Raw genomic sequence first — 21,429 nt, 5'->3', positions numbered from 1 at the left:
GCTCCGTGCGGTTGATTGGGATAACGTGGCCTTGTCAATCCTCAGCAACCGTGTGTGGCGTGCGCCGGTACTGCGTGGGCGTGGTGCCGTAGCGACGACGAAACCAGTGGGACGCGACGCGCGGATCGTTCCATCCAACATCGTTCGCGGCACGCATCACTGAAAGATCTGTTTCTTCTATGAGCCGCGTGAACTCTGTGAGCCGGAGTTCAGTGAGCAGGCGCATCGGTGCGGCGCCGGCGTGCTGTACGAACAAGCGGGTGAGGTGGGTTCGTGAAAGCGAGAGTTCTCGTGAGAGTGCCGCAATAGTCCACGGTTCTGCGATGCGCCTGCGGAGCAACTGGATTGCCCGACCGATGTAGCCGATAGATCCAGTGTCGGTCAGTCGTCCACTAATGGGCGTCCACGGGGCTGGGGGAGTGGCTGGCGCCGCATTCAAGAAGGTCGGCAGCACCAGCCTCATCCATCGTGCGAGAAGCTCGAGAGTGTGAGTTGCGACGACTTCGGGTGATTCGGCTTTGCTGCGTATGACGCTCATCTGTCGCCATAGCGGTTCGGCCTGTTGCAGTGTGGCGACGCCCGGTGCAAGGACAATCGCGCGACCGTCCCACTCGAGGGGGTGCACTCCTCGGAGCACTCGATCCGCATCGGGGAGAAACCATGCCATCTGTGTGCGCCAGAACTGTTCGTCGGCGTAGATGGCCCAGATTCGTGCTGTGGGTGCTGGCCAAACTCGGCACCACTTGCCGGTGCCGAGTGCCAGCGACATGCCCGGGCGCAGGATGTGCATGCTCTCTGCGGTCTCGAAGGCGCAAGAGCCCTCGACGACATTGATCACCTTCACATGCCGGAAAACGGTACGGCTTGACGGAATCGTGCGCACCATCTCGATGGCCGCGATGTCACCTGGTATCTGGATCGCTGGGTAGGAGAGCGTGACCCCGAGCGGCGGAGGGAGCGGCAGATCATGCCTGGCCTCGAATGAGTCCTCTCGCGTAGCCGCGAAGCGGCGCACGGCGCGCTGTCAGCGGTCGGTGAGCGCGAGCACTGTCAGGGCAGTGGCGAGCTTGGTAGTCGAGAAGGCGTTCATGATGGTGTCGCGAGTCCAGGGGTTGATCCGCTCGGGATTGCGGTAGCCGCGCCAGAAACCGAAAACCCGCTGGCCGTCGATATCGAGCGCGATCGACGCGCCCAGCTCTTGGTTGCCGTCGAGCTTGCTCTCGAACAGTTCTCTGATGTCAGCGAATGAATCGGTCGCGGTACGTTCTCTGGTCATGGTGTGCTCACTTTCTGTTGGGCGATGAAGAGTTGCCCGTTGATACGTCTGCTCAGGTGGGGTATGTTTGGTCAGTTCAGATAGGGGCGCAGCACGGTGAGGCAGTAGTCCCAGACGGTTTTCTCCTTTGCGGGGTCGTCCCAGCCGAGAAAACATGAAGGCCACCACCTGAATTGCGGCACCAGAAGCGTTCCATATCCCGATAGTGTCCCGCATCCTGCTGTGCACTGCCCTGGGTTCTGCGAGACGTTGGCTTCGGGCTCACCGACATAGCCCACGCCGCGAGTGTACGAGATGCGGAGTGGCCCAGTAGTGTGCTGCGGCCGCTGAGGAGGTATGCCCCGGGCGGACCACCCTTTCTCCCCACGGGCGTCGGCGCGCTGTTCGGCCTCAGCAGGTCGATGATTGTTCAGCCCCTTTTCCGGAGCTGAACTGATCTCACTGCACGTTCTTCCTGAGCCACGGCATGGGATCGATGGGGCGACCGTTGATGTCGACCTCGAAATGCAGGCAGGATCCGAAGACGTAGCCGGTGGAGCCGACGTCGCCGAGATACTGGCCGGGAGCGACGCAGTCCCCGACCTCGACCGCACGGGTTCCGCTGTTCAGATGCGAGTAGAGGGTGCTGACTGTCTCTCCATCGAGCAGGCTCTCGACCTGAATGCTCACGCCATAGCCGCTGTTGCTCTCGGTTGAGAGCGACACACAGCCTTCGACAGCCGCATAGATGGGCGTCCCGATTGACGCCGCGAGATCTTGACCCATGTGCGAGCGACCCGGACGAGAGGCGCCGAACCCGTCGCTGATCGAGTAGGTTCCGGAGGATAACGGCATGAGAACCTGTTGAGCTGTTGGCAGGTTCACAGCTGTCGAGAGGGGCCGGCCAGATGCGACGGCGGCAGCGATTGCCTGCGCGCGCGACGCGGCGATCTCTTTCTCTGTCGTCGCGGAGAAGTCCCCGCGAGGGAGGACCTCGACACGGATGTCTTCTCCTGCGGTGTAGGACTGTGTCTCAACGGTGGCCGCGGCCTCGACCTGCTCCGGTTCTGCGTCGGATATTCCTGGAAGGGCGGCGCCGGTGATCAACACGCTGACGGCGAGGACGGCTCCGAGTGCCTTTGCTTGAGCCCACGGGCTCCGGGCGCGTGGACGGTGGAGAGGTGTTGCAGACACTGCCTGTACGGGGGCTTCAGTTCCGTGCCGCGGGATGACGGGGGCCTGGTGGGTCGTCGGAGCTTCCTGTGACACCGGGCGGCCTTGGCCGCGGAGATCGCGACGAAGGAGGGGGCGATCGGGGAAGCCGGGGTCTGTCGACGTCGTCGTCGCCTTTTCGGATGCGCGCTCGGGTAACCCAGAAATGATCGTGATCCTTCCGGTGGAGCAGATTACTTATCTCGATCGCAGACCCGATCGTCACTGATCTGTAACGGTAGATAGTCCGATTCGCTTAGGTCAAATTGGGATGCGCTTTCACAGCATCTGCTTAGAGAGCTGGATCCGCGTACATGGAGGAGACTCAGAAAGTTGGCACGGTAGTATTGGAGAGATGGTCCCCTCGGCTCAAGTGCAACCCTCAAGGGTGCTCAGTGAGCAGCTTCTGATAACGAGGATCATTACGGCAGTCGGCTTGGCTCTCCTCCTGCTTCTGGGGGCAGCGGGTGCATCGCATTCCGAGAGCGAGGAGGCTTCGTCTTCACTGCTCGTGGCGAGCACACTCCTCGATCCGCACCTTGCTTCGGGAGAGCCCGGGAGTACTGTCGACGAGCATATGGCAGCCGCCGATGCCTCGACGGCGGGGGTCCTCGTCGGGGCAGCGCTGTGCGCCCTCGGCTTGTTGTGCGGGCTCGTCTTCGTGATCTTTGCTCGGATGGTTTCGCGCCGTCGGGGGGTCGCATATCTCGTCCCCCGATGGATGGCACTCTGGCTCGTCCCGGTGCGCATCATCGTTGCCCGGACCGGGGCACTGTCGCTGACACAGTTGGGTCTTTCCCGAACCTGATATTTGGCATGCCGTCTCGTGCGGACGGCACTTCGCACCCGGATACCCTCCCGGTGCCTGTTCCATGCCGATTGTTCTTGTTTGGAGTAATTGATGAACCCTTCTGGAAAGCCGCGCGACCCCGCTTTCAACTGGCGGCCGATCCTGATCAGCGCAGGGATCGTCGCCGCCCTTGTCGTGGCAGCGATCATCTATGTGGTGATTAATAGCCAAGACCCGACCGCCCCTTCAGCCGAGGTGCCGGACGGGCAGACAGTTCCGCCGCCCGCGGTTGTTGACGCTAGTTCGCACATCCTCGACGACGGTGGGGAGGGTGCTGTCGAGGTCGTTGAGTTCCTCGATTTCGAGTGCGAGGCCTGCGGGATGTTCTATCCGATCGTCGAGGATCTTCGTGAGAGATTCGCGGGAGAGATCACCTACGTGGTGCGGTACTTCCCGCTTCCCGGACATTTCAACTCACAGAACGCGGCGTTGGCCGCGGAGGCTGCTGCCCAGCAGGATCGGCTGGAGGAGATGTACGGCCGACTGTTTGAGACGCAGGCGGAGTGGGGCGAGGCCCAGGAATCCCGTGCTGATCTCTTTCGGGGTTTCGCTGAGGAGATCGGACTGGACATGGCCGCGTACGACACCGCCATCGCAGACCCCGCCACATTGGAACGAGTCGAGTTCGACTTCAACGCGGGACAGGAGCTCGGCGTCAACAGCACGCCGACGTTCTTCCTCGAGGGCGAGCAGCTCGATTTGCAGCAGCTGGACGACCTCGAGAACGCCATCGAAGCAGCGGTGAACGGTGATCGGTGATGCGGGCAGGACTGTCGCATAGACGAGTGATCATCGTCGGCAGCGGTCAGGCCGGTCTCGCCGTGGCGGCCGCCCTGATCGCGAAAGGGCTGCAGCCCCAGCAGGATTTCGTCGTGATCGACGAGGCCGCACCAGGCTTGCGCAGCTGGGCTTCTCGATGGCACTCGATGGTGCTTCTTAGCGATGCCCGTCACAGCGCTCTGCCGGGCCTACCCTTTCCAGGCAATCAACGACGGCGGCCGCGTGTCGACGAGATGATCGAATACCTCAGCGATGTCGAGGTCGATCTCGGAGTCAAGACTCTCTGGGGTGTCCGGGCGACAGGTTTGGAGCGGCGCGGGTCCGGCTCGGTCTTGCACCTGTCGACCACGGAAGGCGAGGTGCAGACACGAAACGTCGTGTGCGCAACGGGTGCCGCCACACATCCGCGCACCCCGACATGGGCAAAGGAGCTTCAGGTGCCCGGGGTTGTGCTGCACAGCAGCGAGTATCTGTATCCGCGGCAGATTCCCACGAACGATGTGCTCATCGTCGGCGGCGGGAACAGCGGTGTGGAGTTGGCCCGTGAACTCGCACCGTCGCATGCGGTGACCTTGGCTGTTCGCACGGCTCGTAGGCACAAGCCGGCATCGCGGTACCTGCGAAGGCAACTCTTTGCCCGAGGATCGCGACCGGAGCCGGTATTCGGGGACAACTACGAACAATTGCGTGATGTTGGCGTAAGCATCCGCCCTGCAGTGGCAAAGGCGGGGAGGAACGCTGTCACATTCGTCGACGGAACAGTGGCAACGCCGGGGTCCGTGATTCTCGCGACCGGATTCGACCCTGGTGACGACTGGCTACCGGATGACGCCCGGACCGTTCCTCCCCAGCGGACGATGACCGGGCTGCCGGGAATGTTCGTCGCCGGGATCCCCCAGTACGGCGGTGGGGGCTCGGACACCATCGCAGGAGTCTTTCGAGATGCCACGATCATCGCCCGCCACATCATCGAACGCCCATGAAGAAAGCAGAATCCATGAGATCCATCCACCGTCGAGGGCTTTCGACCTCTCGAACGTCGGATAGGCGCGGCCGTGGCTTCGCCGCGTTTGCTAGCTTGTCTGCCCTGCTGATCATCGGCGGAACCGTGTTCGGCACGGCGAGTCCCGCCGCCGCTCACGACGAACTGCTCTCCACCTACCCCGAAGCCTCCGCAACCACACCTGGTGTCCCGGCGGAGATCTCCCTCACTTTCACAGGTGAGCCGCAGGGGCTTGAGGGTGCGACGGTGATCGAGGTCCTCGCGGAAGATGGCAGCAACCTCGCCAACGGCGCCCCCGAGGTCCTCGAGGCGACGGTCACACAGGACCTGTCCGACGGGTCGGTCGTCGGCGAGGTCACGGTGAGGTGGCGGGTGGTGTCCAGCGACGGGCATCCGATCAGCGACGAGTACACGTTCATGGTGGAGCCGACGGGGACGCTGACGAGCAGCCCCACCCCCACGAGTAGTCCCACGCCGGTGAGTAGCCCTTCTCCATCGGAGGAGGGTACGGAGACCGCGACGCCGAGTGCTGCGTCCGGGAACGGAGACATCCACAGCCAACCGAGCGCGGATCTCGCGGCCCTCCCCATTCTGGTCATCACCGGGGGAGTTGCCCTCCTGGGCAGCTCAGCACTGCTGACGGTCATGGCCGGTCGTAACCGGCGCCGTCGTGATCGTGCGGCACAGCAGGGAAAGGAGAACACTGATGAGTCCTAACCGGGCGCGATATCTCGCGGTGACTGCCCTTGTGGCGGCGGGGATCGTGGTGATCGATCAGGCCACGAAGGCGGCTGCTCTCGCGACGCTGAGCGAGGAGACTCGTATCCCGCTCCTGGGTGACCTGTTCGGCCTCCAGCTCGCGTTCAATCCGGGTGCGATCCTCTCCCTCGGGTCCGGGTTTACTGGCGTGATCACCCTGGTCGGAGTCGGAGCGGTGGTCTGGGTGTTTCTCGCGGCGAGCCGTGCACGCACGGCAGAGTTCGCGGTGGCGTTCGGGTTCATCCTGGGCGGCGCACTAGGGAACTTGATCGACCGGCTGTTCTCACCACCCGGGTTCGGCGTCGGGCATGTGACCGACTTCCTCGCCTACGGGAACCTGTTCATCGGGAACCTCGCCGACATCGCCCTCGGTATCGGCGTCGTCCTCCTTCTCGGGGTGACCTGGACCCGACGGCGCACGGTCGAGCCGGCTCGCTCGGCACGAGTGGAAGCAGGTGCCGCATGAGCGCGAAGCAACGCACCCCGTCCACCTTCCAGCGCAATGCTCTGGCACCGGGACTGTTGGGTGCGGCCGTGCTGTTCACCGCTCCGCTGTGGACGAACGGCGGTCTGTTCCAGGTGGTGCTGTTCGTGACAGCGATCCTCGCAGCGATCGTGGCCTGGTTTGCCGGGCAGGCACGCCAATGGTGGTGGATTCCTGTGTTCGTCGCGGTCCTCGTGCTGTGGAACCCGGTCGTGCCCTTCCCGTTCACAGGTCCGGTCTGGGCGGCGGCGCAGCCGGCTGCGGCCATCGTTTTTCTGGTCGCGGGGGCACTGATCAAGGTGCGTCGACCATGACCTGCCGGATCATGGTCGCTGTCGTCGCGGTACTCCTGGGTGCCATCGCTCTGACGGGGTGCGCCGCGAGCGACTCCCTGGCGCAGCAGTACCAGGAGGGGGATGAGAAGGGGTACATCTCTGGGGACTTCCAGGTGCAGGAGATCGCAGCGGGAGAGCGGGGCGACCCGGTGGCCTTCGAGGGTGTCACCGAGACCGGGGAGACAGTCTCCGGCGACGACTACCGAGGCGAGGTGCTGGTCGTGAACTTCTGGTACGCCGCCTGCGGACCGTGCATCGTCGAAGCGCCGATGCTGGAGGAGGTGTGGCAGGAGTACCAGGACCAGGGCGTGTCCTTCCTTGGCGTGAACACCTACGACCAGCCCGCCACAGCGCTCTCCTTCGCCAGGGACAACAACGTTACCTACCCCAGCGTGATCGACGTCAATGACGGCAAGGTCAAGTTGGTGTTCGCGCAGGTCACCCCGATCCAGGCGACTCCGACGACGCTCGTGGTCGACCGGGAGGGGCGGGTCGCTGCGCGGATCATCGGGCAGCTGCAGAGCGCATCCATCCTGTCCACCCTCGTCCGCGACGTCCTTGGGGAATCACCATGAACCCGGGAGATCTCGTCGCAGACGGCGCCCTGTGGGTCGCGGTCCCGATCGCGACCCTTGCGGGCCTGATCTCCTTCGTCTCCCCGTGCGTGCTGCCTCTGGTGCCCGGATACCTCGGGTACCTCGGCGGCACCTCGAGCGGCACCGCCGCACGCGGGTCGACCGGCGCGGCGACGGCGGAGCGCATGCGGCTGCTGCTGGGCGTGTTCCTGTTCATAGCCGGGTTCACTGTCGTGTTCGTTACCGTGACGATCCTGGGCGGGACGTTCGGGTTGTTGCTGCTGCAATATGCGAACGTCCTGACCCGTGTGTTCGGTGTCGTAGTGATCATCCTCGGCCTGGTATTCATCGGGTTCTTCGGGATCGCGCAGCGCACCCTCCGCCCACGCCTGCAGACCCGTGCTGGGCTGCTCGGCGCACCGCTGCTCGGGTTCGCCCTCGGCGTCGGGTGGACACCGTGCATCGGCCCGACGCTCGCCGCGATCCTGTCGGTCTCCTGGAACCTCGGCGACCCAGCTCGGGCGGGCCTCCTGGGCCTGGCCTACTCGCTCGGGCTCGGCCTGCCTTTCCTCGCGCTCGCTCTCGGATGGGGATGGGCATCCCGGTCGGTCGCATTCCTGCGCCGCCACATCCGCACCCTGAACATCGTCGGCGGGGGAATGCTCGTCCTCCTCGGCATCCTGATGGTGACCGGGCTGTGGACTGTCATGATGTCCGCCCTCCAGCAGGTGGTGATCAATGTCCCCCTCCCGCTCTGAGACCATCACCGACGCGCCCGTCGACCCCCTGCGACCCGACGACCACGCCGACGGCAACGACTCTGCCATCGCCCAGCCGACGTTAGGGATCATGGGGTGGGCGAGATGGGCGTGGCGTCAGCTGACCAGCATGCGCACCGCCCTGGTGTTGTTGCTGCTGCTGGCGATCGCCGCCGTGCCCGGATCGCTGTTCCCGCAGCGCAGCGCTGACCCCAACGGGGTGATCCAGTGGCAGCGCGAGAACCCCGAGGCCTATCCGATCGTGGATGCCATAGGGCTGTTCGACGTGTACCTGTCGCCATGGTTCTCGGCGATCTACCTGCTGCTGTTCACGTCGCTGATCGGATGCGTAACCCCGCGCACGAAACACCACTACAAGGCCCTCCGATCCCAGCCTCCCCGCACGCCGGCGCGCCTGTCCCGGCTCGCCGACTATGACGAGCGCACAGTTTCGGCCACCGATCCTGCGGAACGGGCACGCGAGGCGGTCGATGCCGCTGAGAGGCAGCTGCGGCGCACCGGCTATCGGGTGCACCGCTACGACGGCCGCGGGACGCTCTCTGTGTCCGCCGAGCGCGGATACCTGCGCGAGACCGGCAACCTCGTCTTCCACACCGCGCTGATCGGCGTGCTCGTCTCCGTCGGTCTCGGAGGCGGCTTCTCCTACACAGGCCAGCGTGTCGTCGTCGAGGGCACCACCTTCGTCAACGCTCTCAGCGACTACTCCTCGTTCGATGCCGGCCGGTTCATCGACGGCACCGGCCTCGCCCCGTACTCGCTCACCCTTGACGAGTTCCAGGTCACATATCAGCCGCCTGGCACGCCGGGGGCTGGGCAGGCGGGAGACTTCTCCGCCGACGTCACAGTCCGCATCCCCGGTGAGCAGGACCGGGCCGAGAGTGTGATCGTGAACTATCCCATCTCCGTCGCCGGCGACCGCATCCATCTGCTGGGCAATGGCTACGCCCCCACGATCACCGTACGCGATGCGGCCGGAGAACTTGTGTACACCGAGTCGCAGCCGTTCCTCCCGCAGGACTCGAACATGACCTCCCTTGGGATCATCAAGATCCCCGACGGGCTGCCCGAGCAGGTCGGTCTGACGGGGTTCTTCTATCCCACTGCAGGTGTGCTGGACTCCGGCGCTTACACCTCCATCTACGGCGACGTCATCAACCCGCTGCTCACCTTCAACGTGTACAGCGGCGATCTCGGTATCGACGATGGCACTCCGCGATCGGTATACACTCTCGAAACCGGCGGGCTCACCCAGCTCACCGGTGGCACGACGGGAGTGGACTCCATCGAGCTGACCCCGGGGGAGACCGCCGACCTGCCGAACGGGTGGGGCACCGTCACCTGGGAGATCGCGTCGCCTGAGGACCCGGTCAAGCGATTCGCGTCGCTGCAGATCCAGCGCGACCCGACCGCCGGATGGGTGCTGGCCTTCTCAATCTTCGCGATGCTCGGCCTCTTCGCCGGGCTCTTCGTGCCCCGACGCCGCATCTGGATCAAAGCACACCCGACCGACGACGGTGTCCGCCTCGAGTACGCGGGACTGGCCCGCGGCGAAGACCCCACCCTCCGCAAAGCCGTCGTCGACATCGCCGACGCCCACACGGCGGCGCTCACGGGCACCTCCGACTCATCCCCGAAGACGGGAGAGAACCGATGAGATGCCCCGTTGACGGCACGACACTCCCAGCCACCGACCGCTCCCGCGTCGAGATCGACTCCTGAACCCCCCCCGACCGATCACACACCATGAACGACTGGATTCCCGACACACCGCCGACGCTGGGGGCGTTTCTCACGCCAATCCTGCCGCCGGCTCCGGTGCTGCCGGCGCTCGGCCTGCTCATGGCCGTGCTGTACTTGGCCGGTGCCATCCGGCTCTGGCGGCAGCGACGAGGATGGTCGGTGACCCGGACGGTGTGTTTCCTCCTCGGATGCATCGTCCTGGTCGCCGTGACCGGCCTGGCGGTGGAGGGGTACGGGTACCTGCTGTTCTCGGTCTTCATGTTCCAGCAGCTCACCCTGCTAATGGCCATCCCGCCGCTGCTCGTGCTCGGCTCTCCGGGCACTCTGCTGCTGCGCGCCACCCCGCATCGCGGGTTCGGGCGAGTGATCCTCCGTCTCGCTCTGGCCGGGCTGCGCAGTCGCATCGCACGATGGGCACTGAGCCCCTGGGTCGCGATGCCGCTGTTCCTGATATCGTTCTACGGCCTCTACCTCGGAGGTCTCGCCGACCCGATCCTGCAGACCCCGGGCGGGCATCCGCTGCTGGAGATCGCGTTCCTCGCAGCCGGCGTGCTGTTCACCATCCCGATCCTGTCCCACGACCCGCTCCCCGTGCGGATGACGTACCCCGGCCGAGCGATGGACCTGTTCGCCGAAGCAGCCCTCCACGCCTTCTTCGGCGTGTTCCTGATGATGAGCCCGACGCTATTCGTCGAGCACTTCGCCGGCCCCACGAGGTCGATGGGCATCGACCCGCTGGACGATCAGTGGCTCGCCGGAGGCTTGGCCTGGTCCTACGGGGAAGGACCCACCGTGGTGATGCTCCTCTACGTCATGCACCGGTGGTTCCGTGACGACACCACCCGTGCCGCCAAGGCCGACACGTACGCCGATACCCATGGCGATCCCGAGCTCGACGCCTACAACGCCTACCTCGATGCCCTCCGCAAGAAGGACACCTGACCGATGCAACTGTCCCTGACACCCGCGGCCGGTGCCGTGCCCACCGCCGACGTCTCTTCCTCGTCGAGCGGGCTGCCGCTCTGGGCAGCGATTCCCGCCGCGCTCATCGGAGGGCTCGCGCTGAGCCTGGCCTCGCCGCCGGTGGGGTGGTGGCCGCTGGCTCTGCTTGGCGTGACCCTGGCGTTGATCACCCTCGTCGGCCGGAGCATCGGCGGGGCAGCGCTGGTCGGCGCCGGCTTCGGGGGAGTGTTCTTCTTCACCCATCTGATCTGGGTGGGAGAGTTTCTTGGTCCTGTTCCGTGGATTGCTCTTGCCGGTCTGGAGACGATCCTGTTCAGCATCGGTGCCGTCCTGATCGCCCTCGCCTACCGGTGGGCGGCACGACTCCCACATCGGGGTGCAGCGCAGCTGGTCGGGATCCCCCTGCTAGTTGGCGGCCTGTGGGCGGGCAGGGAAGTCGTTCTCGGTTCGTGGCCGTACTCCGGGTTCCCCTGGGCGCGCATCGGGATGACGCTCGTCGAGAGCCCGATGGCGGAAGTCGCCTCCTGGACGGGCGTAACAGGGCTCTCCTTCCTGTTCGTCGCGATGTGCGCCGGCGTCGTGCAGTGGGCGCGCGCCGGCGGGCTCAGATTCCTGCGCGGCACCCTTCCGGCCGCCGCTGTCATGGCTCTCCTGCTCCTCGCCCCGCAGTTCCCGACCTCGCCCGCGGGCACGTTCGAGGTCGGGTGGGTGCAAGGCAACGGCCCGGCGGCATACTTCGACACCCGAGAACCTGGTGATGTGCTCGCCGCACAGGCGCAGGCGACCGCTCCGCTACTTGGACAACCGATGGATCTCCTGGCCTGGCCCGAAGGGGGAGTGGACGACGATCCCCTCGCCGATACCGCCACCGCTGCCACGCTCGACCGCATCGTCCGCGAAGCCGACGCCCCGCTACTGATGAACGCCGCGACCGCGCGGGGAGGGGATGTGTTCAACTCGTCCCTGCTCTGGACCACGCAGCCTGATGAACGCCAGCGGCACGACAAGATCAACCCCGTCCCGTTCGGGGAGTACGTCCCCGATCGCTGGCTATACGAGATGATCGTCCCGGACCTTGTCGGACTGATCCAACGCGAGTACACCCCGGGCACACTCCCGCCGCTGGTCACTGTCGATGACGTCGGAGTCGGGTTGGCGATCTGCTTCGATGTGATCTACGACCAGGTCATATGGGACGGCGCACGCGAGGGGGCCCAGCTGTACGTCTTCCAGACCAACAACGCCGACTTCCGCGGTACCGCGGAGAACCTGCAGCAACTCGCCTTCGCCCGCATGCGCGCGATCGAGACCGGCCGCGCCATCGTCAACGTCTCCACGACCGGCACCAGCCAGGTGATCGCCCCCGATGGGACAACCGTCGCCACCATCCCCGTCGACACCGCCTCCGCAGCGATCACCACCGTCCCCCTGCGTACCGGCCTCACACCTGCCACGATTCTCGGACCCTGGATCAGTGTGCTGGTCCCGGTCGGCGCTCTCGGTGTCTTGACCGCGCTCGGGATCCTCCACCGCATCCGCAATCGCTCGTCCGTATGAAGGAGCTCACCATGCCCGGAACAGAAACGCTCTCCCTCGATGGCATCTCACTGCTGCTGGTGTGGACAGCCATCGCCACCTACGCGCTGGCGTTCGTCGCTTACACGGTCGATCTCGCACAGCGCTCCGCCCGCACGAACCCGGCTCTGGAGCAGCAGCGCACGCCGACCCTTGTCGGCGCCGTTGACCAGGGGTCTCCGAATGCTCCGGCTCTGCCCGCACAGGCGCGGCCGGACGACATCCACGTCCCGCCCGCACAACGCCCGCGGTTGCTGTGGGCGAGGATCGGCACGGCGCTCACCGTGCTCGCCTTCCTCTTCCAGCTCGCCGGGACCATCGCGCGCGGCATCGCCGCAGAGCGGGTTCCCTGGGCGAACATGTACGAGTTCGCGCTCACTGGGACGGTCCTGATCGTCGCCGTCTACCTCCTCGCCCTCCGGCGGTATGACCTGCGATTTCTCGGCGCGTTCCTGGTGGGCATGATCGTGCTGCTGTTGGGCGGTGCCACGCTCAGCTTCTACGTCGAGGTCGTCCCGCTGATGGACCCGCTCAAGAGCATCTGGCTCGTCATTCACGTCTTCGTTGCCTCCCTCGCCACCGCCCTGTTCGCCCTCGCTTGCGGTCTCTCCGTCACGCAGCTGCTGCAATCCCGCCGTGAACGTCGCGCGAGCATTTCCCCTGAATCCGCAGGGCAACGCGGCGGGTTCCTGCGTACCCTGCCCTCCGGCGAGGTGCTCGAGACGCTCGCCTATCGGTTCGTGATCGTCGGCTTCATGTTCTGGACCTTCACTCTGATCGCCGGAGCGATCTGGGCGAACGACTCCTGGGGACGCTACTGGGGCTTCGACACCAAGGAGGTCTGGACATTCGTGATCTGGGTGCTCTACGCCGGGTACATCCACGCCCGCGCCACCCGCGGCTGGCGAGGCAACCGCTCAGCCTGGCTGTGCATCATCGGATTCGCCGCCGTGCTGTTCAACTTCACCGTCGTTAACGTGTACTTCCCCGGCCTGCACTCCTACTCCGGCCTCACCTGACCCGCTCCGGCACCACCACCGCGGCCGAAGTCGCCGACGTTTGATCGCCTCGATGAAGGGAAATCCGCTATGCCGCCGATCGACCAGTGGGTCACGTTCGAACCCCTCACCGGCTCACCCGTCGCCATCGCCGCCCTGCTGCTCGCGGCGCTGTACCTGCGAGGAGCGATCTGGATGTGGCGACGCGGGCGCCGTTGGGCGATCGCCCGCACAGCATCGTTCCTGATCGGGTGCGTCCTGATCTTCGCTATCACGATGTTCGGTGTGAACCGTCTCGCAACGGAATCCATCACAGCGCTGGTGTTCCAGCAGATCACCCTGCTGACCGTCGTTCCGCCGCTCCTCATCGCAGGGTCACCCGGGCTGCTGCTCCTGCGCAGCACACCGCACACCGGCCTCGGGCGTCTCGTCCTCCGTGCTGCACACGGGGGACTGCGCTCACGATTCTGGAGCGCGGCACTGCACCCTGTGGTCGCCATCGTCATTGCGATACTGCTGTACCCGGTCCTCTACCTGACCGACGCGATCAGCGTCATCATGCGCATCCCCTTCGGCCACGACGTCCTGCTCGTCGTCATCCTCATCCTCGGCATCGTCTCGGCAACACCGCTATGGTCCTCCGATCCGCTACCGCGCCAACCCTCCTTCGCCGCACGATTCATCGACATCGCAGTCGAGATCCAGATCCACGCCATTTTCGGCCTCATCCTCCTTCGTACCGCCACGCCGCTGTTCAGCGCATACGCCACCCCCACAGGCAGCCATGACCCCGTCATCGACCAGGCGATCGCCGGCACGCTGGTATGGACCTACGCGGAGCTGCCGATGTTCGTAGTGCTCATCGTCTGCCTGTCCCGCTGGCGAGCCCGCGACGTGCGCACCTCGAGACAGCGACAGAAAGCCGAGGACGCCGAACTCGACTCTTACAACGAGTACCTCGCCAGCCTCTCCCGAAGACGGAACGAGAGCTAGCTTCCTGCGCGTCGCAACTCCCTCATCCCCGCTCTCGCACCCACCTCTGGAGGAAAATGCCCCGTACAACGCTCACATTTGGCGGCCTGCTCATTTCCGTCGGAATCATCTCCTACGCCGTGACCGGCTTCATCAGCTGGACGGCGCTGATCCCCGCCTTCCTCGGAATGCTCATCGTGATCTGCGGGCTCATCGCGCTCAAGAACACTACGAGCGGGCTCTCGATCGCACTCGTGATATCGGTCCTCGGAGTCCTCGGAACCAGCATGAACGTACTGAAAGTCGGCGAGCTCATCTCCGGCCAAGCCGAGTGCCCGCTGGCCATTGGGGCCAGCACCGTGACGTTCGTCCTGCTCATCGTCTACATCGTCACCGGTGTCCGATTGTTCCTCACCGCACGGCGAGGGGACAAGGCGGAGGCAACGACTGCCTGAGCGCCGCTAGACCCTACTTTCGAAACAGCACCGATCTCTCCGGGTATATCGCGACGATCTCGAGTCCGTCGACAGTCCCCGTTCAGCGGACAGACCCAGTCTCGGTGCTGCGGACGCGTTGGATGCGGAGGCTGTTGTAGACGACGAGCACGGAGGACAAAGACATCGCGGCCGCGGCGATGAGGGGGTTGAGGAGGCCTGCTGCGGCGATGGGGATCGCGGCGATGTTGTATCCGAAGGCCCAGCCGAGGTTGGTGCGGATCGTGCGGAGTGTCTTGCGGGAGATCGCGATCGCGTCGGGGATGACGTGGAGGTCGTCGCGGACGAGGATGATGTCGGCGGCCTTGAGGGCGATGTCGGTCCCGGAGACGAGCGCGAGGCCGAGGTCGGCGGTAGCGAGAGCGACGGCGTCGTTGATGCCATCGCCGACCATCGCCACCTTCTCCCCTGCCGCTTGGAGTTCACGGACGACGTCGGCCTTCTGGGCGGGGGCGACACCGGCGTGGACGCGTTCGATGCCGAGCTCGGCGGCGATGCGGGCGCCGGCGGCGGGACTGTCCCCGGTGAGGAGAACGGTGGTGAGGTCCTGCGCGCGCAGCGCACTGATGGCGTCGGCGGCGCCGGGTTTGATGGTGTCGGCCAGGGCCAGTAGCCCGATTAGGTGTCCGTCGCGGGCGACGAGGGCGACGGTGTGCCCTTGTTCGTGGGCGTCGGCGAGCGCAGTGGCGGCGGGGGTGAGGTCGATGTCGTGTTCGCGGAGGAGGTCGGCGTTGCCGATGAGGAGGGTGCTGCCGGCAATGCGGGCGGTGGCGCCGAGACCGGGGAGCGCGGTGAAGTCTTCCAAGGAGTGCAGGTCGGTGACGTGAGCGCGGGCGGCGTCCTGGATGGCGCGAGCGATCGCATGCTCGGAGCCCTGCTCGACGGACGCGGCGAGGCGCCAGAGTTCGTGCTCGGGGATTCCGAAGGCGGTCGCGGTCTCGACGGTCATGCGGCCGGTGGTCAGGGTGCCGGTCTTGTCGAGGACAACGGTGGTGATGGTGCCGGAGGCTTCGAGGGCGTCATGGCCTTTGATGAGGATGCCAAGGGTCGCGGCCCTGCCGATGCCGACCATGAGCGCGGTGGGGGTCGCCAGACCCAGGGCGCAGGGGCAGGCGATGATGAGGACGCTGATCCCGATGCCGAATGCCTGCGCGAACGGGGTTCCGGTGAGCGTCCAGGCGACAGTGACGATGATCGCGAGGGTGATGACGGCGGGCACGAACCAGGTGACGATGCGGTCGACGAGGTTCTGCACGCGCGCTTTACGTGCCTGTGCCTGTTCGGTGAGGGCCGCCATCTGCGCCAGCTGCGTGTTCGCGCCAACCGAGGTCGTGGTCACTTCCAGCCGGCCGTCGGTGCTGATCGTGCCGCCGGTCACCGATGCGCCGGGGCCGACCGGGACGGGGACGGGTTCTCCCGTCATCATGCTCGCATCGACCGCGGCTGTGCCCGCACGGACAGTGCCATCGGCGGGGATGATCTCCCCCGGGAGGACGACGAAAATGTCGCCGATCCGCAGCGCCGTGGCGGGCTCAATCGCCTCGACGCCGTCGCGGACGACCCGGACGTGGGTGGCGGCGAGAGCGTTCAGCGCCCCGAGCACGTCTCCGGCCTTACGGCGGGAGCGGGTCTCGAAGTAGCGGCCGGCGAGCTGGAACGTCGTCATGCCGGCGGCGACGTCGAGATAGATCGAGTCCGCGCCTGCGGGGGTGACACCGAACCCGAGCCAGTAGCCGGCGGCTTCCGTGGTGCCGAACCCAAGCAGCAGGGTGAGTATCGCCCACCCGAACGAGGCGGCGATGCCGAGGGAGACAAGGGTGTCCATGCTGACCGCGCCGTGACGGAGGTTGCGGAGCGTAGCCCGGTGAAACGGCCACGCAGCCCAGGTCACGATCGGCAGCGCCATCAGCACGCAGACCCATTCCCAGCCGGGGAACCGCCACCCGGGGACGAGCGCGAGGACGATGGTGATGTCCATCAGTGGCACGGTGAGCAGAGCGGAGACCGCCAGGCGGCGGCGCAGGGAGGAGATCCGCACCTCGGTGGCGCGCGCGGACCAGGCGTCGTCGCTGCCGTCGCGCAGGTGCGCACCGTATCCCGCGTTCTCGACCTGACGGATCGCCGTGGGCACCTCACTGTCGGGGAGCCCTGTGATGATGGCGCGTTCGGTGGCGTAGTTGACGCTCGCGGTCACGCCGTCGAGCTTGTTCAGGGCCCGTTCGACGCGTCCGGCGCACGCGGCGCAGGTCATGCCTGAGACGTCGAGTTCGACAGGCGCAGCCGACGTTCGTCTGGCTCTGGTGTCAGAGATCGTCATGGTAGTGGCTCCTCCTGGGTCGCCGGTCTCGGGCCGGGACGAGATGCCTCGCGTTCGGTGAGCTGGTTGAGCATCCGGTTGTAGGCATCGAATTCATCATCCCGTCCGGTGTCGAGGTGGCGGTCTTTCCGACGGGCTTCGCGGGCGTCTTGGCGGCTCCATTGGATGGCGAGGGCGACGATGACGATCATCAGCGGGATTTCTCCGCCCGCCCAGGCGACACCCCCGCCGAGATACTGCTGCGCCTGCAGGTCAGCCCAGGGAAGGTCGAGTCGCAGGTAGAAGTCTTCGGCGATGATCTCGGGGGTGGTCATCAGGATTACTCCGAAGAAGGCGTGGAACGGCATCGCCGCGAGAACGTAACCGAGTTTGCCGATGTGCGGCAGGGGTCGTGGGGGGCGGTCGACGCCGATGATGAGGCTGTAGTAGAGGTAGCCGACGATGAGGAAGTGCAGGTTCATGAGCTGATGCGCCCAATGGAACCGCATGTACTCGCCGAAGATCCCCGTGAAGTACAGGCCATAGTATGAGCCGACGAAGAGGATGAAGACGATCAGCGGGTTGTAGAGGAAGCGCAGCACCCGCCACTGCAGCACCCAGGTGATCCAGTCGTGAAGACCTGCCGGCTTGTTCCGGTCGGAGCGGCTCGCGCGCAGCAGCAGGGTGACGACGCCGCCGAGGACGAGGAGTCCGGGGGCGAGCATGTTCAACGACATGTGCACGATCATGTGCACCCCGAAATCGGGGGCGGAGTACTTCCCGAACCCGGAACTGGTCGCCACGATTACCACGGCCCATCCGGCCAGCCAGGCGGTCGTTCGTCCGATGGGCCACGTGTCTCCACGACGGTGCAGCGTACGCACCGCGACCAGGTAGACGGTGATCGCCGCGGCCGCGATGCCGAGGAAGAGGAGGTTGGGTCGCCACTGTCCGAACAGCACCAGTAGGGTCGGCGCGTCGGGCACCTCGAAGCCCATGAAGACCTGGCCGATACTTGTCGGCACGAAGTATTGCGGCGGGGGCTGCCGAGTCATCGCCACTCCTGTGCCGATCCACCCGGCCACCGCCACACCGCACACGGTCAGAAGAACTGTGAGGGCGCCGGCGCGCATTCGGCCGCGTCGGGCTTGCCACCATCCGTATGACATGGCCCCGGTGAGGACAGCCAAGCACGCACCACCGGACAGAATCAGCCATCCCGTCACCGAACCGGTGATGGGAGAACCAGCGAGCTTGAACACTCCGATAACCGCATCGCTGACGATGATCAGCGGCAGCGCGATGATTCCGAGCAGGAACAGGCGACGCAGCGTTTCCGGGGGTACAAAGCGCCCGGAAGCGACGCGCAGGCCGGAGACACAGACTGCGCCGAAGAACGCGTACACCGCGACGGTCTGGAAGACCGCGGCATCGCCGCCGAAGTCGTGGTCAGGGCCGACCAGAACCTGCCCGGTGACCACCGGCGCAAGAATTCCGATCGCGGATACCCACAGCGGGATGAGCAACCCTGTCCATCGGTCCGCGAAGTACGACGCGAACAAGACGATCAGCGCCGCCATGAGGCTGATCGTCCAAGCTTTCGGCGCATCGCTGGCGTCCCATAAGAAAGGGAGGGCATAGCTGATGCTGAGCCGCTCCAGCGGGGCGCCGTTGGCGTCGAGTGCTTCAAAGATCACCAGCGCCCCCGCGCAGAGCGCCCAGGCGCCGGATGCGATCCGCAAGACTCTGATCTCGAACCCCTGCGAAAGATACTGTGCTCGCTGAGCGGGGGCGTCGCGCAGGAACAACAGGTGTACGATCGCGCCGACGCTGACCAGGCTCGCAGCATGTGCCGCAACGAGCAGCACCGTGGTGATTACGGCGACGTCAACCCCTGGGTAGCTGACGAAGATCTTCCGGTACGGTGCCTCCCCAAGCAGCACGGCCACCGTGACCGGGAAAGCAATCCCCAGGATAGAGAACCCCAGGATGAGGGACGTGATGGCGCTGCCCCGAACACTCCGGACAGACGTTCTTTTCGTCTTGTGTGGGTCGATTGCAGCGGGAGATGTTTCAGTCATTCTGCGACAGGGATGGCCACGAACTCACTGCGTAGCCGGCTTCCTCGACCGCGCGTTCGACATCGGCGCGGTCGGCTCGCGCCGATGTCGTAATCAAGACGCGTCCGGACACAGCATCAACGTGGGCGCCGAGAACGGTCGGCAGCGCGGTCAGCTCCGCTGTGACGGCGCGTTCGCAGTGCTCGCACGTCATCCCGTTCACCCAGAACTCGAACTCGGCCATGACTGCTCCTCCTGATGCCGGACCACGCCATTAACTCTACATTGTGTCGTAGATGTGAGTGGTGGCGGGGACGGGTTAGGCACGTGCGAGGGCGGCGCGGCGACTGCGGGGTGTCTTCCAGCGGCGGAGGGTGAGTCGGTCGGCGCGAAGTTCGAGACCGGGATCGCCTGTGGTGCGTCCCATGGTCGCGAGGGCGTTCGCGAGATGGACGGCGCCGGCGCGGCGGGCGGCGGCATCGTCTGCGATGAGTTCGACCAGCAGTAGTGTGGCTCGTTTCAGGGCTCGTCCAGCTGGGAAGCGCTTGGGGAGGCAGAGGGCGTTGATCTCAGCGATCCGCACGGCCCACCCGTGGTGCTGGCGCAGATGAGCGCGCTCATGCTCGATCACCGCGCGAAGCTGCGGGCCGCTCAGCAGTTCCTTGAGGGCCGTGGAGAGGAAGATCTCCGGTGCCCCCGAAGGCACGGCGCATGCGGCAGGCTCCTCAGACTCGAACCAGACGAGGGTGACCCCGTCCGACTCCTCACGGGACACCGCGACAGGTGCGAGGCGTCCGACCGCTTCCCGCCAGGAATCGGCGAGGGGCTCCGCGGATGCGGAGACCAAGACGATCACCGCCGCGAATATTCCAAGGCTTAGCCAGCCCGCGATCGTCAAGAGCAATCCTTCGGCGGGGCCGTGCACTTCGACAGCCTCGACGCAGCACATCAGCGCAGTCGTGGCAGAGGCGACCGCGCATCCGATGCCGGCGAAGAGGGCGCTGAACCACAGCGTCAGTGCGGTGCGCGGATGGTGCACCTGCCACCTGCCGGCGGTCAGCACGAGCGGTGCGAACAGGAGCATCAGCGCTGCTGCAGCGAGGAAGGAGCCCGTGGCGATCACGTGATCACCTGCGCTTGCGCGAGGTCTTGCCGGTGATCGCGCTGCGGAGCAGGTCGAGGTCCTCCTCGGCGAGGTGCCCGGCGAACTGCAACAGTGCTGCCTGCCGGTCGCCGGCTCCGTCCAGGGCGCTCATCATGGACCGTCCGACATGCTCGTCGCCACTGCGCGCCGCATGGAAGCGGACCTTGCGTGGGGAGTCTCCTGATCGGACGACATCACCCTTCTTCTGCAACCGCTCCAGGGCCGTCATCAACGTCGTGTACGCCGGGATGTGACCGGTGAACACGGCCTGGATATCGCGGGCGCTCATAGGCTCGGCTGCCTCCCAGAGGATGCGCATGACCTCGCCTTCGAGTTCCCCGCGTTCACGCGTGCGCTCACCTGCCATATGACACCTCCACCGTTTAGCCTACCCAGAGTCGAATCCTCGTGACTTCGAAGAGTACGCTCGCAACTCTCACATCAACGCGCGCTGCTGCCGCTCCCTCGACACACCGCTGGCGAGACAGGCGGTCAGAGGTTCATCAGCCAGAGCATGGTCCCCATGCCCGCGGCCATCAGGGCGTGACACAGCGCGTGCATTCGATGCCCTCGGGCTGCGGCCGCGCGATACAGCCACCACAATGCGCTCACGGTGCAGGCGACGATGAAGGCCGCGTTGACGACGCCGGCCCATACGGGAGTCGCCATCAGCGCCATCTCATCACCGCCGCCGTGGTGTCCGGCGTGCGCGGACCCTCCGTCGCCGCCCATGTCCATCCCGGCCATCAGGAGCGGCATTGCTGCGAGCATCCAGATCATCGCCGCATTCAGCACGATGTGCCCGACCAGCTCCACGCGATGCGGGAACCCGTGGGCTCGGGTCAGCGCGGGCAGGAGCGCGAGGGCGAAGATCGCGAACAGAGCGATTTGCGCCCACGTCACCGCATCCAGCACCGCGACCCAGGTCATGAGGATCATCGCGGCGCTCATCACCGCATGGTTGATGTCGATCAGCTCCTCATCTTCCAAGCCCTCCGTGCGCGTGGGGCGGCCGATGCGCCGTGCGATGAGGTCGCCGAGGCAGATGAGGCCGGTGACAAGGAAGACGACGGTGAGGATGAGGTCCCAGGGCGATGCGATCACACCCCCACCTTACTACTACAATATGTAGAGATAATTTGCCGCTGCTCCGAG

The 21,429-nt window shown here is 65.6% G+C and carries 22 protein-coding genes; 13 read left to right on the top strand and 9 right to left on the bottom strand.

What is annotated here, in order from left to right; genetic code table 11:
* Positions 1–34: 34 nt before the first annotated feature.
* The 3 genes from BKA02_RS14525 to BKA02_RS01580 form a co-directional block, all read right to left on the bottom strand.
* The gene (locus BKA02_RS14525; RefSeq protein WP_179430656.1) at positions 35–1,015 is read right to left on the bottom strand and encodes an AraC family transcriptional regulator; all 981 of its coding nucleotides are present in this window, start codon (positions 1,013–1,015) and stop codon (positions 35–37) included.
* Between the two features lie 9 nt (positions 1,016–1,024).
* On the bottom strand, positions 1,025–1,276 hold the full coding sequence (locus tag BKA02_RS01585; protein WP_179430654.1) for a serine hydrolase: 252 nt from the start codon (positions 1,274–1,276) through the stop codon (positions 1,025–1,027).
* Between the two features lie 438 nt (positions 1,277–1,714).
* Entirely contained in the window at positions 1,715–2,365 is a 651-nt protein-coding gene (locus BKA02_RS01580) for a M23 family metallopeptidase (RefSeq protein WP_315900936.1), read from the bottom strand.
* Between the two features lie 1,087 nt (positions 2,366–3,452).
* Here BKA02_RS01580 and BKA02_RS01575 point away from each other — a divergent pair.
* The 13 genes from BKA02_RS01575 to BKA02_RS01515 all read left to right on the top strand — a co-directional run bounded on the left by BKA02_RS01575 (position 3,453) and on the right by BKA02_RS01515 (position 14,735).
* Positions 3,453–4,076 carry a DsbA family protein gene (locus BKA02_RS01575; protein WP_315900937.1) on the top strand — a complete coding sequence of 208 codons (624 nt, stop codon included), beginning with the start codon at positions 3,453–3,455 and terminating at the stop codon, positions 4,074–4,076.
* 26 nt (positions 4,077–4,102) lie between these two features.
* Positions 4,103–5,080 carry a flavin-containing monooxygenase gene (locus BKA02_RS01570; RefSeq protein ID WP_315900938.1) on the top strand — a complete coding sequence of 326 codons (978 nt, stop codon included), beginning with the start codon at positions 4,103–4,105 and terminating at the stop codon, positions 5,078–5,080.
* A 95-nt stretch (positions 5,081–5,175) separates the two neighbouring features.
* Positions 5,176–5,817, top strand: coding sequence for a copper resistance CopC family protein (locus tag BKA02_RS01565; protein ID WP_179430648.1), 642 nt, complete (start codon positions 5,176–5,178; stop codon positions 5,815–5,817).
* Positions 5,807–6,325 (top strand): signal peptidase II, encoded by a 519-nt coding sequence (locus BKA02_RS01560; protein WP_155049587.1) that lies wholly within the window; start codon positions 5,807–5,809, stop codon positions 6,323–6,325. Before BKA02_RS01565 ends, BKA02_RS01560 begins: the two co-directional genes overlap by 11 nt.
* Complete coding sequence (locus tag BKA02_RS01555) at positions 6,322–6,657, top strand: DUF6804 family protein (RefSeq protein ID WP_179430647.1); 336 nt, start codon at positions 6,322–6,324, stop codon at positions 6,655–6,657. The genes BKA02_RS01560 and BKA02_RS01555 overlap by 4 nt, the downstream gene beginning before the upstream one ends.
* A complete protein-coding gene (locus BKA02_RS01550; RefSeq protein ID WP_179430645.1) occupies positions 6,654–7,253 on the top strand; it encodes a TlpA family protein disulfide reductase in 600 nt (199 codons plus the stop codon). The genes BKA02_RS01555 and BKA02_RS01550 overlap by 4 nt, the downstream gene beginning before the upstream one ends.
* Positions 7,250–8,011, top strand: coding sequence for a cytochrome c biogenesis CcdA family protein (locus BKA02_RS01545; RefSeq protein ID WP_155049584.1), 762 nt, complete (start codon positions 7,250–7,252; stop codon positions 8,009–8,011). The genes BKA02_RS01550 and BKA02_RS01545 overlap by 4 nt, the downstream gene beginning before the upstream one ends.
* Positions 7,992–9,686: a cytochrome c biogenesis protein ResB gene (gene resB, locus BKA02_RS01540; RefSeq protein ID WP_179430643.1), complete on the top strand. Its 1,695-nt coding sequence runs from the start codon at positions 7,992–7,994 to the stop codon at positions 9,684–9,686. The genes BKA02_RS01545 and resB overlap by 20 nt, the downstream gene beginning before the upstream one ends.
* Positions 9,687–9,775: 89 nt before the next feature.
* Complete coding sequence (locus BKA02_RS01535) at positions 9,776–10,714, top strand: cytochrome c oxidase assembly protein (RefSeq protein ID WP_179430641.1); 939 nt, start codon at positions 9,776–9,778, stop codon at positions 10,712–10,714.
* Between the two features lie 3 nt (positions 10,715–10,717).
* Positions 10,718–12,292, top strand: a complete 1,575-nt coding sequence (lnt, locus tag BKA02_RS01530) for an apolipoprotein N-acyltransferase (RefSeq protein ID WP_179430639.1) — start codon at positions 10,718–10,720, stop codon at positions 12,290–12,292.
* An 11-nt stretch (positions 12,293–12,303) separates the two neighbouring features.
* Positions 12,304–13,329, top strand: coding sequence for a c-type cytochrome biogenesis protein CcsB (gene ccsB / locus BKA02_RS01525; RefSeq protein WP_155049580.1), 1,026 nt, complete (start codon positions 12,304–12,306; stop codon positions 13,327–13,329).
* A gap of 69 nt (positions 13,330–13,398) precedes the next feature.
* Positions 13,399–14,301: a cytochrome c oxidase assembly protein gene (locus BKA02_RS01520; RefSeq protein ID WP_115261558.1), complete on the top strand. Its 903-nt coding sequence runs from the start codon at positions 13,399–13,401 to the stop codon at positions 14,299–14,301.
* 56 nt (positions 14,302–14,357) lie between these two features.
* The gene (locus tag BKA02_RS01515; protein ID WP_179430636.1) at positions 14,358–14,735 is read left to right on the top strand and encodes a hypothetical protein; all 378 of its coding nucleotides are present in this window, start codon (positions 14,358–14,360) and stop codon (positions 14,733–14,735) included.
* An 82-nt stretch (positions 14,736–14,817) separates the two neighbouring features.
* On the opposite strand, the gene BKA02_RS01510 is transcribed toward BKA02_RS01515, so the two are convergent.
* The 6 genes from BKA02_RS01510 to BKA02_RS01485 all read right to left on the bottom strand — a co-directional run bounded on the left by BKA02_RS01510 (position 14,818) and on the right by BKA02_RS01485 (position 21,378).
* Positions 14,818–17,091 carry a heavy metal translocating P-type ATPase gene (locus tag BKA02_RS01510; protein ID WP_179430634.1) on the bottom strand — a complete coding sequence of 758 codons (2,274 nt, stop codon included), beginning with the start codon at positions 17,089–17,091 and terminating at the stop codon, positions 14,818–14,820.
* Positions 17,088–19,151, bottom strand: coding sequence for a cytochrome c oxidase assembly protein (locus BKA02_RS01505; RefSeq protein WP_179430632.1), 2,064 nt, complete (start codon positions 19,149–19,151; stop codon positions 17,088–17,090). Before BKA02_RS01505 ends, BKA02_RS01510 begins: the two co-directional genes overlap by 4 nt.
* The gene (locus tag BKA02_RS01500) at positions 19,144–19,374 is read right to left on the bottom strand and encodes a heavy-metal-associated domain-containing protein (RefSeq protein WP_179430630.1); all 231 of its coding nucleotides are present in this window, start codon (positions 19,372–19,374) and stop codon (positions 19,144–19,146) included. Before BKA02_RS01500 ends, BKA02_RS01505 begins: the two co-directional genes overlap by 8 nt.
* A gap of 75 nt (positions 19,375–19,449) precedes the next feature.
* Positions 19,450–20,253, bottom strand: a complete 804-nt coding sequence (locus BKA02_RS01495; protein ID WP_315900941.1) for a M56 family metallopeptidase — start codon at positions 20,251–20,253, stop codon at positions 19,450–19,452.
* A 4-nt stretch (positions 20,254–20,257) separates the two neighbouring features.
* Positions 20,258–20,641 carry a BlaI/MecI/CopY family transcriptional regulator gene (locus BKA02_RS01490; RefSeq protein ID WP_179430628.1) on the bottom strand — a complete coding sequence of 128 codons (384 nt, stop codon included), beginning with the start codon at positions 20,639–20,641 and terminating at the stop codon, positions 20,258–20,260.
* Positions 20,642–20,766: 125 nt separating this feature from the next.
* Entirely contained in the window at positions 20,767–21,378 is a 612-nt protein-coding gene (locus BKA02_RS01485) for a DUF5134 domain-containing protein (protein WP_179430626.1), read from the bottom strand.
* Positions 21,379–21,429: the final 51 nt, after the last annotated feature.

The organism is Microbacterium pseudoresistens (assembly GCF_013409745.1).
In the GTDB taxonomy this organism is placed as follows: Bacteria; Actinomycetota; Actinomycetes; order Actinomycetales; family Microbacteriaceae; genus Microbacterium; species Microbacterium pseudoresistens.
The sequence above is the reverse complement of the archived record's forward strand: the minus strand, read 5'-3'. Positions and strand labels throughout refer to the sequence as shown.

What these genes read in the sequence shown, in the direction of transcription:
- BKA02_RS01545 (WP_155049584.1), top strand. Translation starts at nt 7,250, where the DNA reads ATGAACCCGGGAGATCTCGTCGCAGACGGCGCCCTGTGGGTCGCGGTC.
- ccsB (WP_155049580.1), top strand. Translation starts at nt 12,304, where the DNA reads ATGCCCGGAACAGAAACGCTCTCCCTCGATGGCATCTCACTGCTGCTG.
- BKA02_RS01500 (WP_179430630.1), bottom strand. Translation starts at nt 19,374, where the DNA reads ATGGCCGAGTTCGAGTTCTGGGTGAACGGGATGACGTGCGAGCACTGC.
- BKA02_RS01505 (WP_179430632.1), bottom strand. Translation starts at nt 19,151, where the DNA reads ATGACTGAAACATCTCCCGCTGCAATCGACCCACACAAGACGAAAAGA.
- BKA02_RS01535 (WP_179430641.1), top strand. Translation starts at nt 9,776, where the DNA reads ATGAACGACTGGATTCCCGACACACCGCCGACGCTGGGGGCGTTTCTC.
- BKA02_RS01520 (WP_115261558.1), top strand. Translation starts at nt 13,399, where the DNA reads ATGCCGCCGATCGACCAGTGGGTCACGTTCGAACCCCTCACCGGCTCA.
- BKA02_RS01510 (WP_179430634.1), bottom strand. Translation starts at nt 17,091, where the DNA reads ATGACGATCTCTGACACCAGAGCCAGACGAACGTCGGCTGCGCCTGTC.
- BKA02_RS01555 (WP_179430647.1), top strand. Translation starts at nt 6,322, where the DNA reads ATGAGCGCGAAGCAACGCACCCCGTCCACCTTCCAGCGCAATGCTCTG.
- lnt (WP_179430639.1), top strand. Translation starts at nt 10,718, where the DNA reads ATGCAACTGTCCCTGACACCCGCGGCCGGTGCCGTGCCCACCGCCGAC.
- BKA02_RS01560 (WP_155049587.1), top strand. Translation starts at nt 5,807, where the DNA reads ATGAGTCCTAACCGGGCGCGATATCTCGCGGTGACTGCCCTTGTGGCG.
- BKA02_RS01515 (WP_179430636.1), top strand. Translation starts at nt 14,358, where the DNA reads ATGCCCCGTACAACGCTCACATTTGGCGGCCTGCTCATTTCCGTCGGA.
- BKA02_RS01490 (WP_179430628.1), bottom strand. Translation starts at nt 20,641, where the DNA reads ATGGCAGGTGAGCGCACGCGTGAACGCGGGGAACTCGAAGGCGAGGTC.
- BKA02_RS01550 (WP_179430645.1), top strand. Translation starts at nt 6,654, where the DNA reads ATGACCTGCCGGATCATGGTCGCTGTCGTCGCGGTACTCCTGGGTGCC.
- resB (WP_179430643.1), top strand. Translation starts at nt 7,992, where the DNA reads ATGTCCCCCTCCCGCTCTGAGACCATCACCGACGCGCCCGTCGACCCC.
- BKA02_RS01585 (WP_179430654.1), bottom strand. Translation starts at nt 1,276, where the DNA reads ATGACCAGAGAACGTACCGCGACCGATTCATTCGCTGACATCAGAGAA.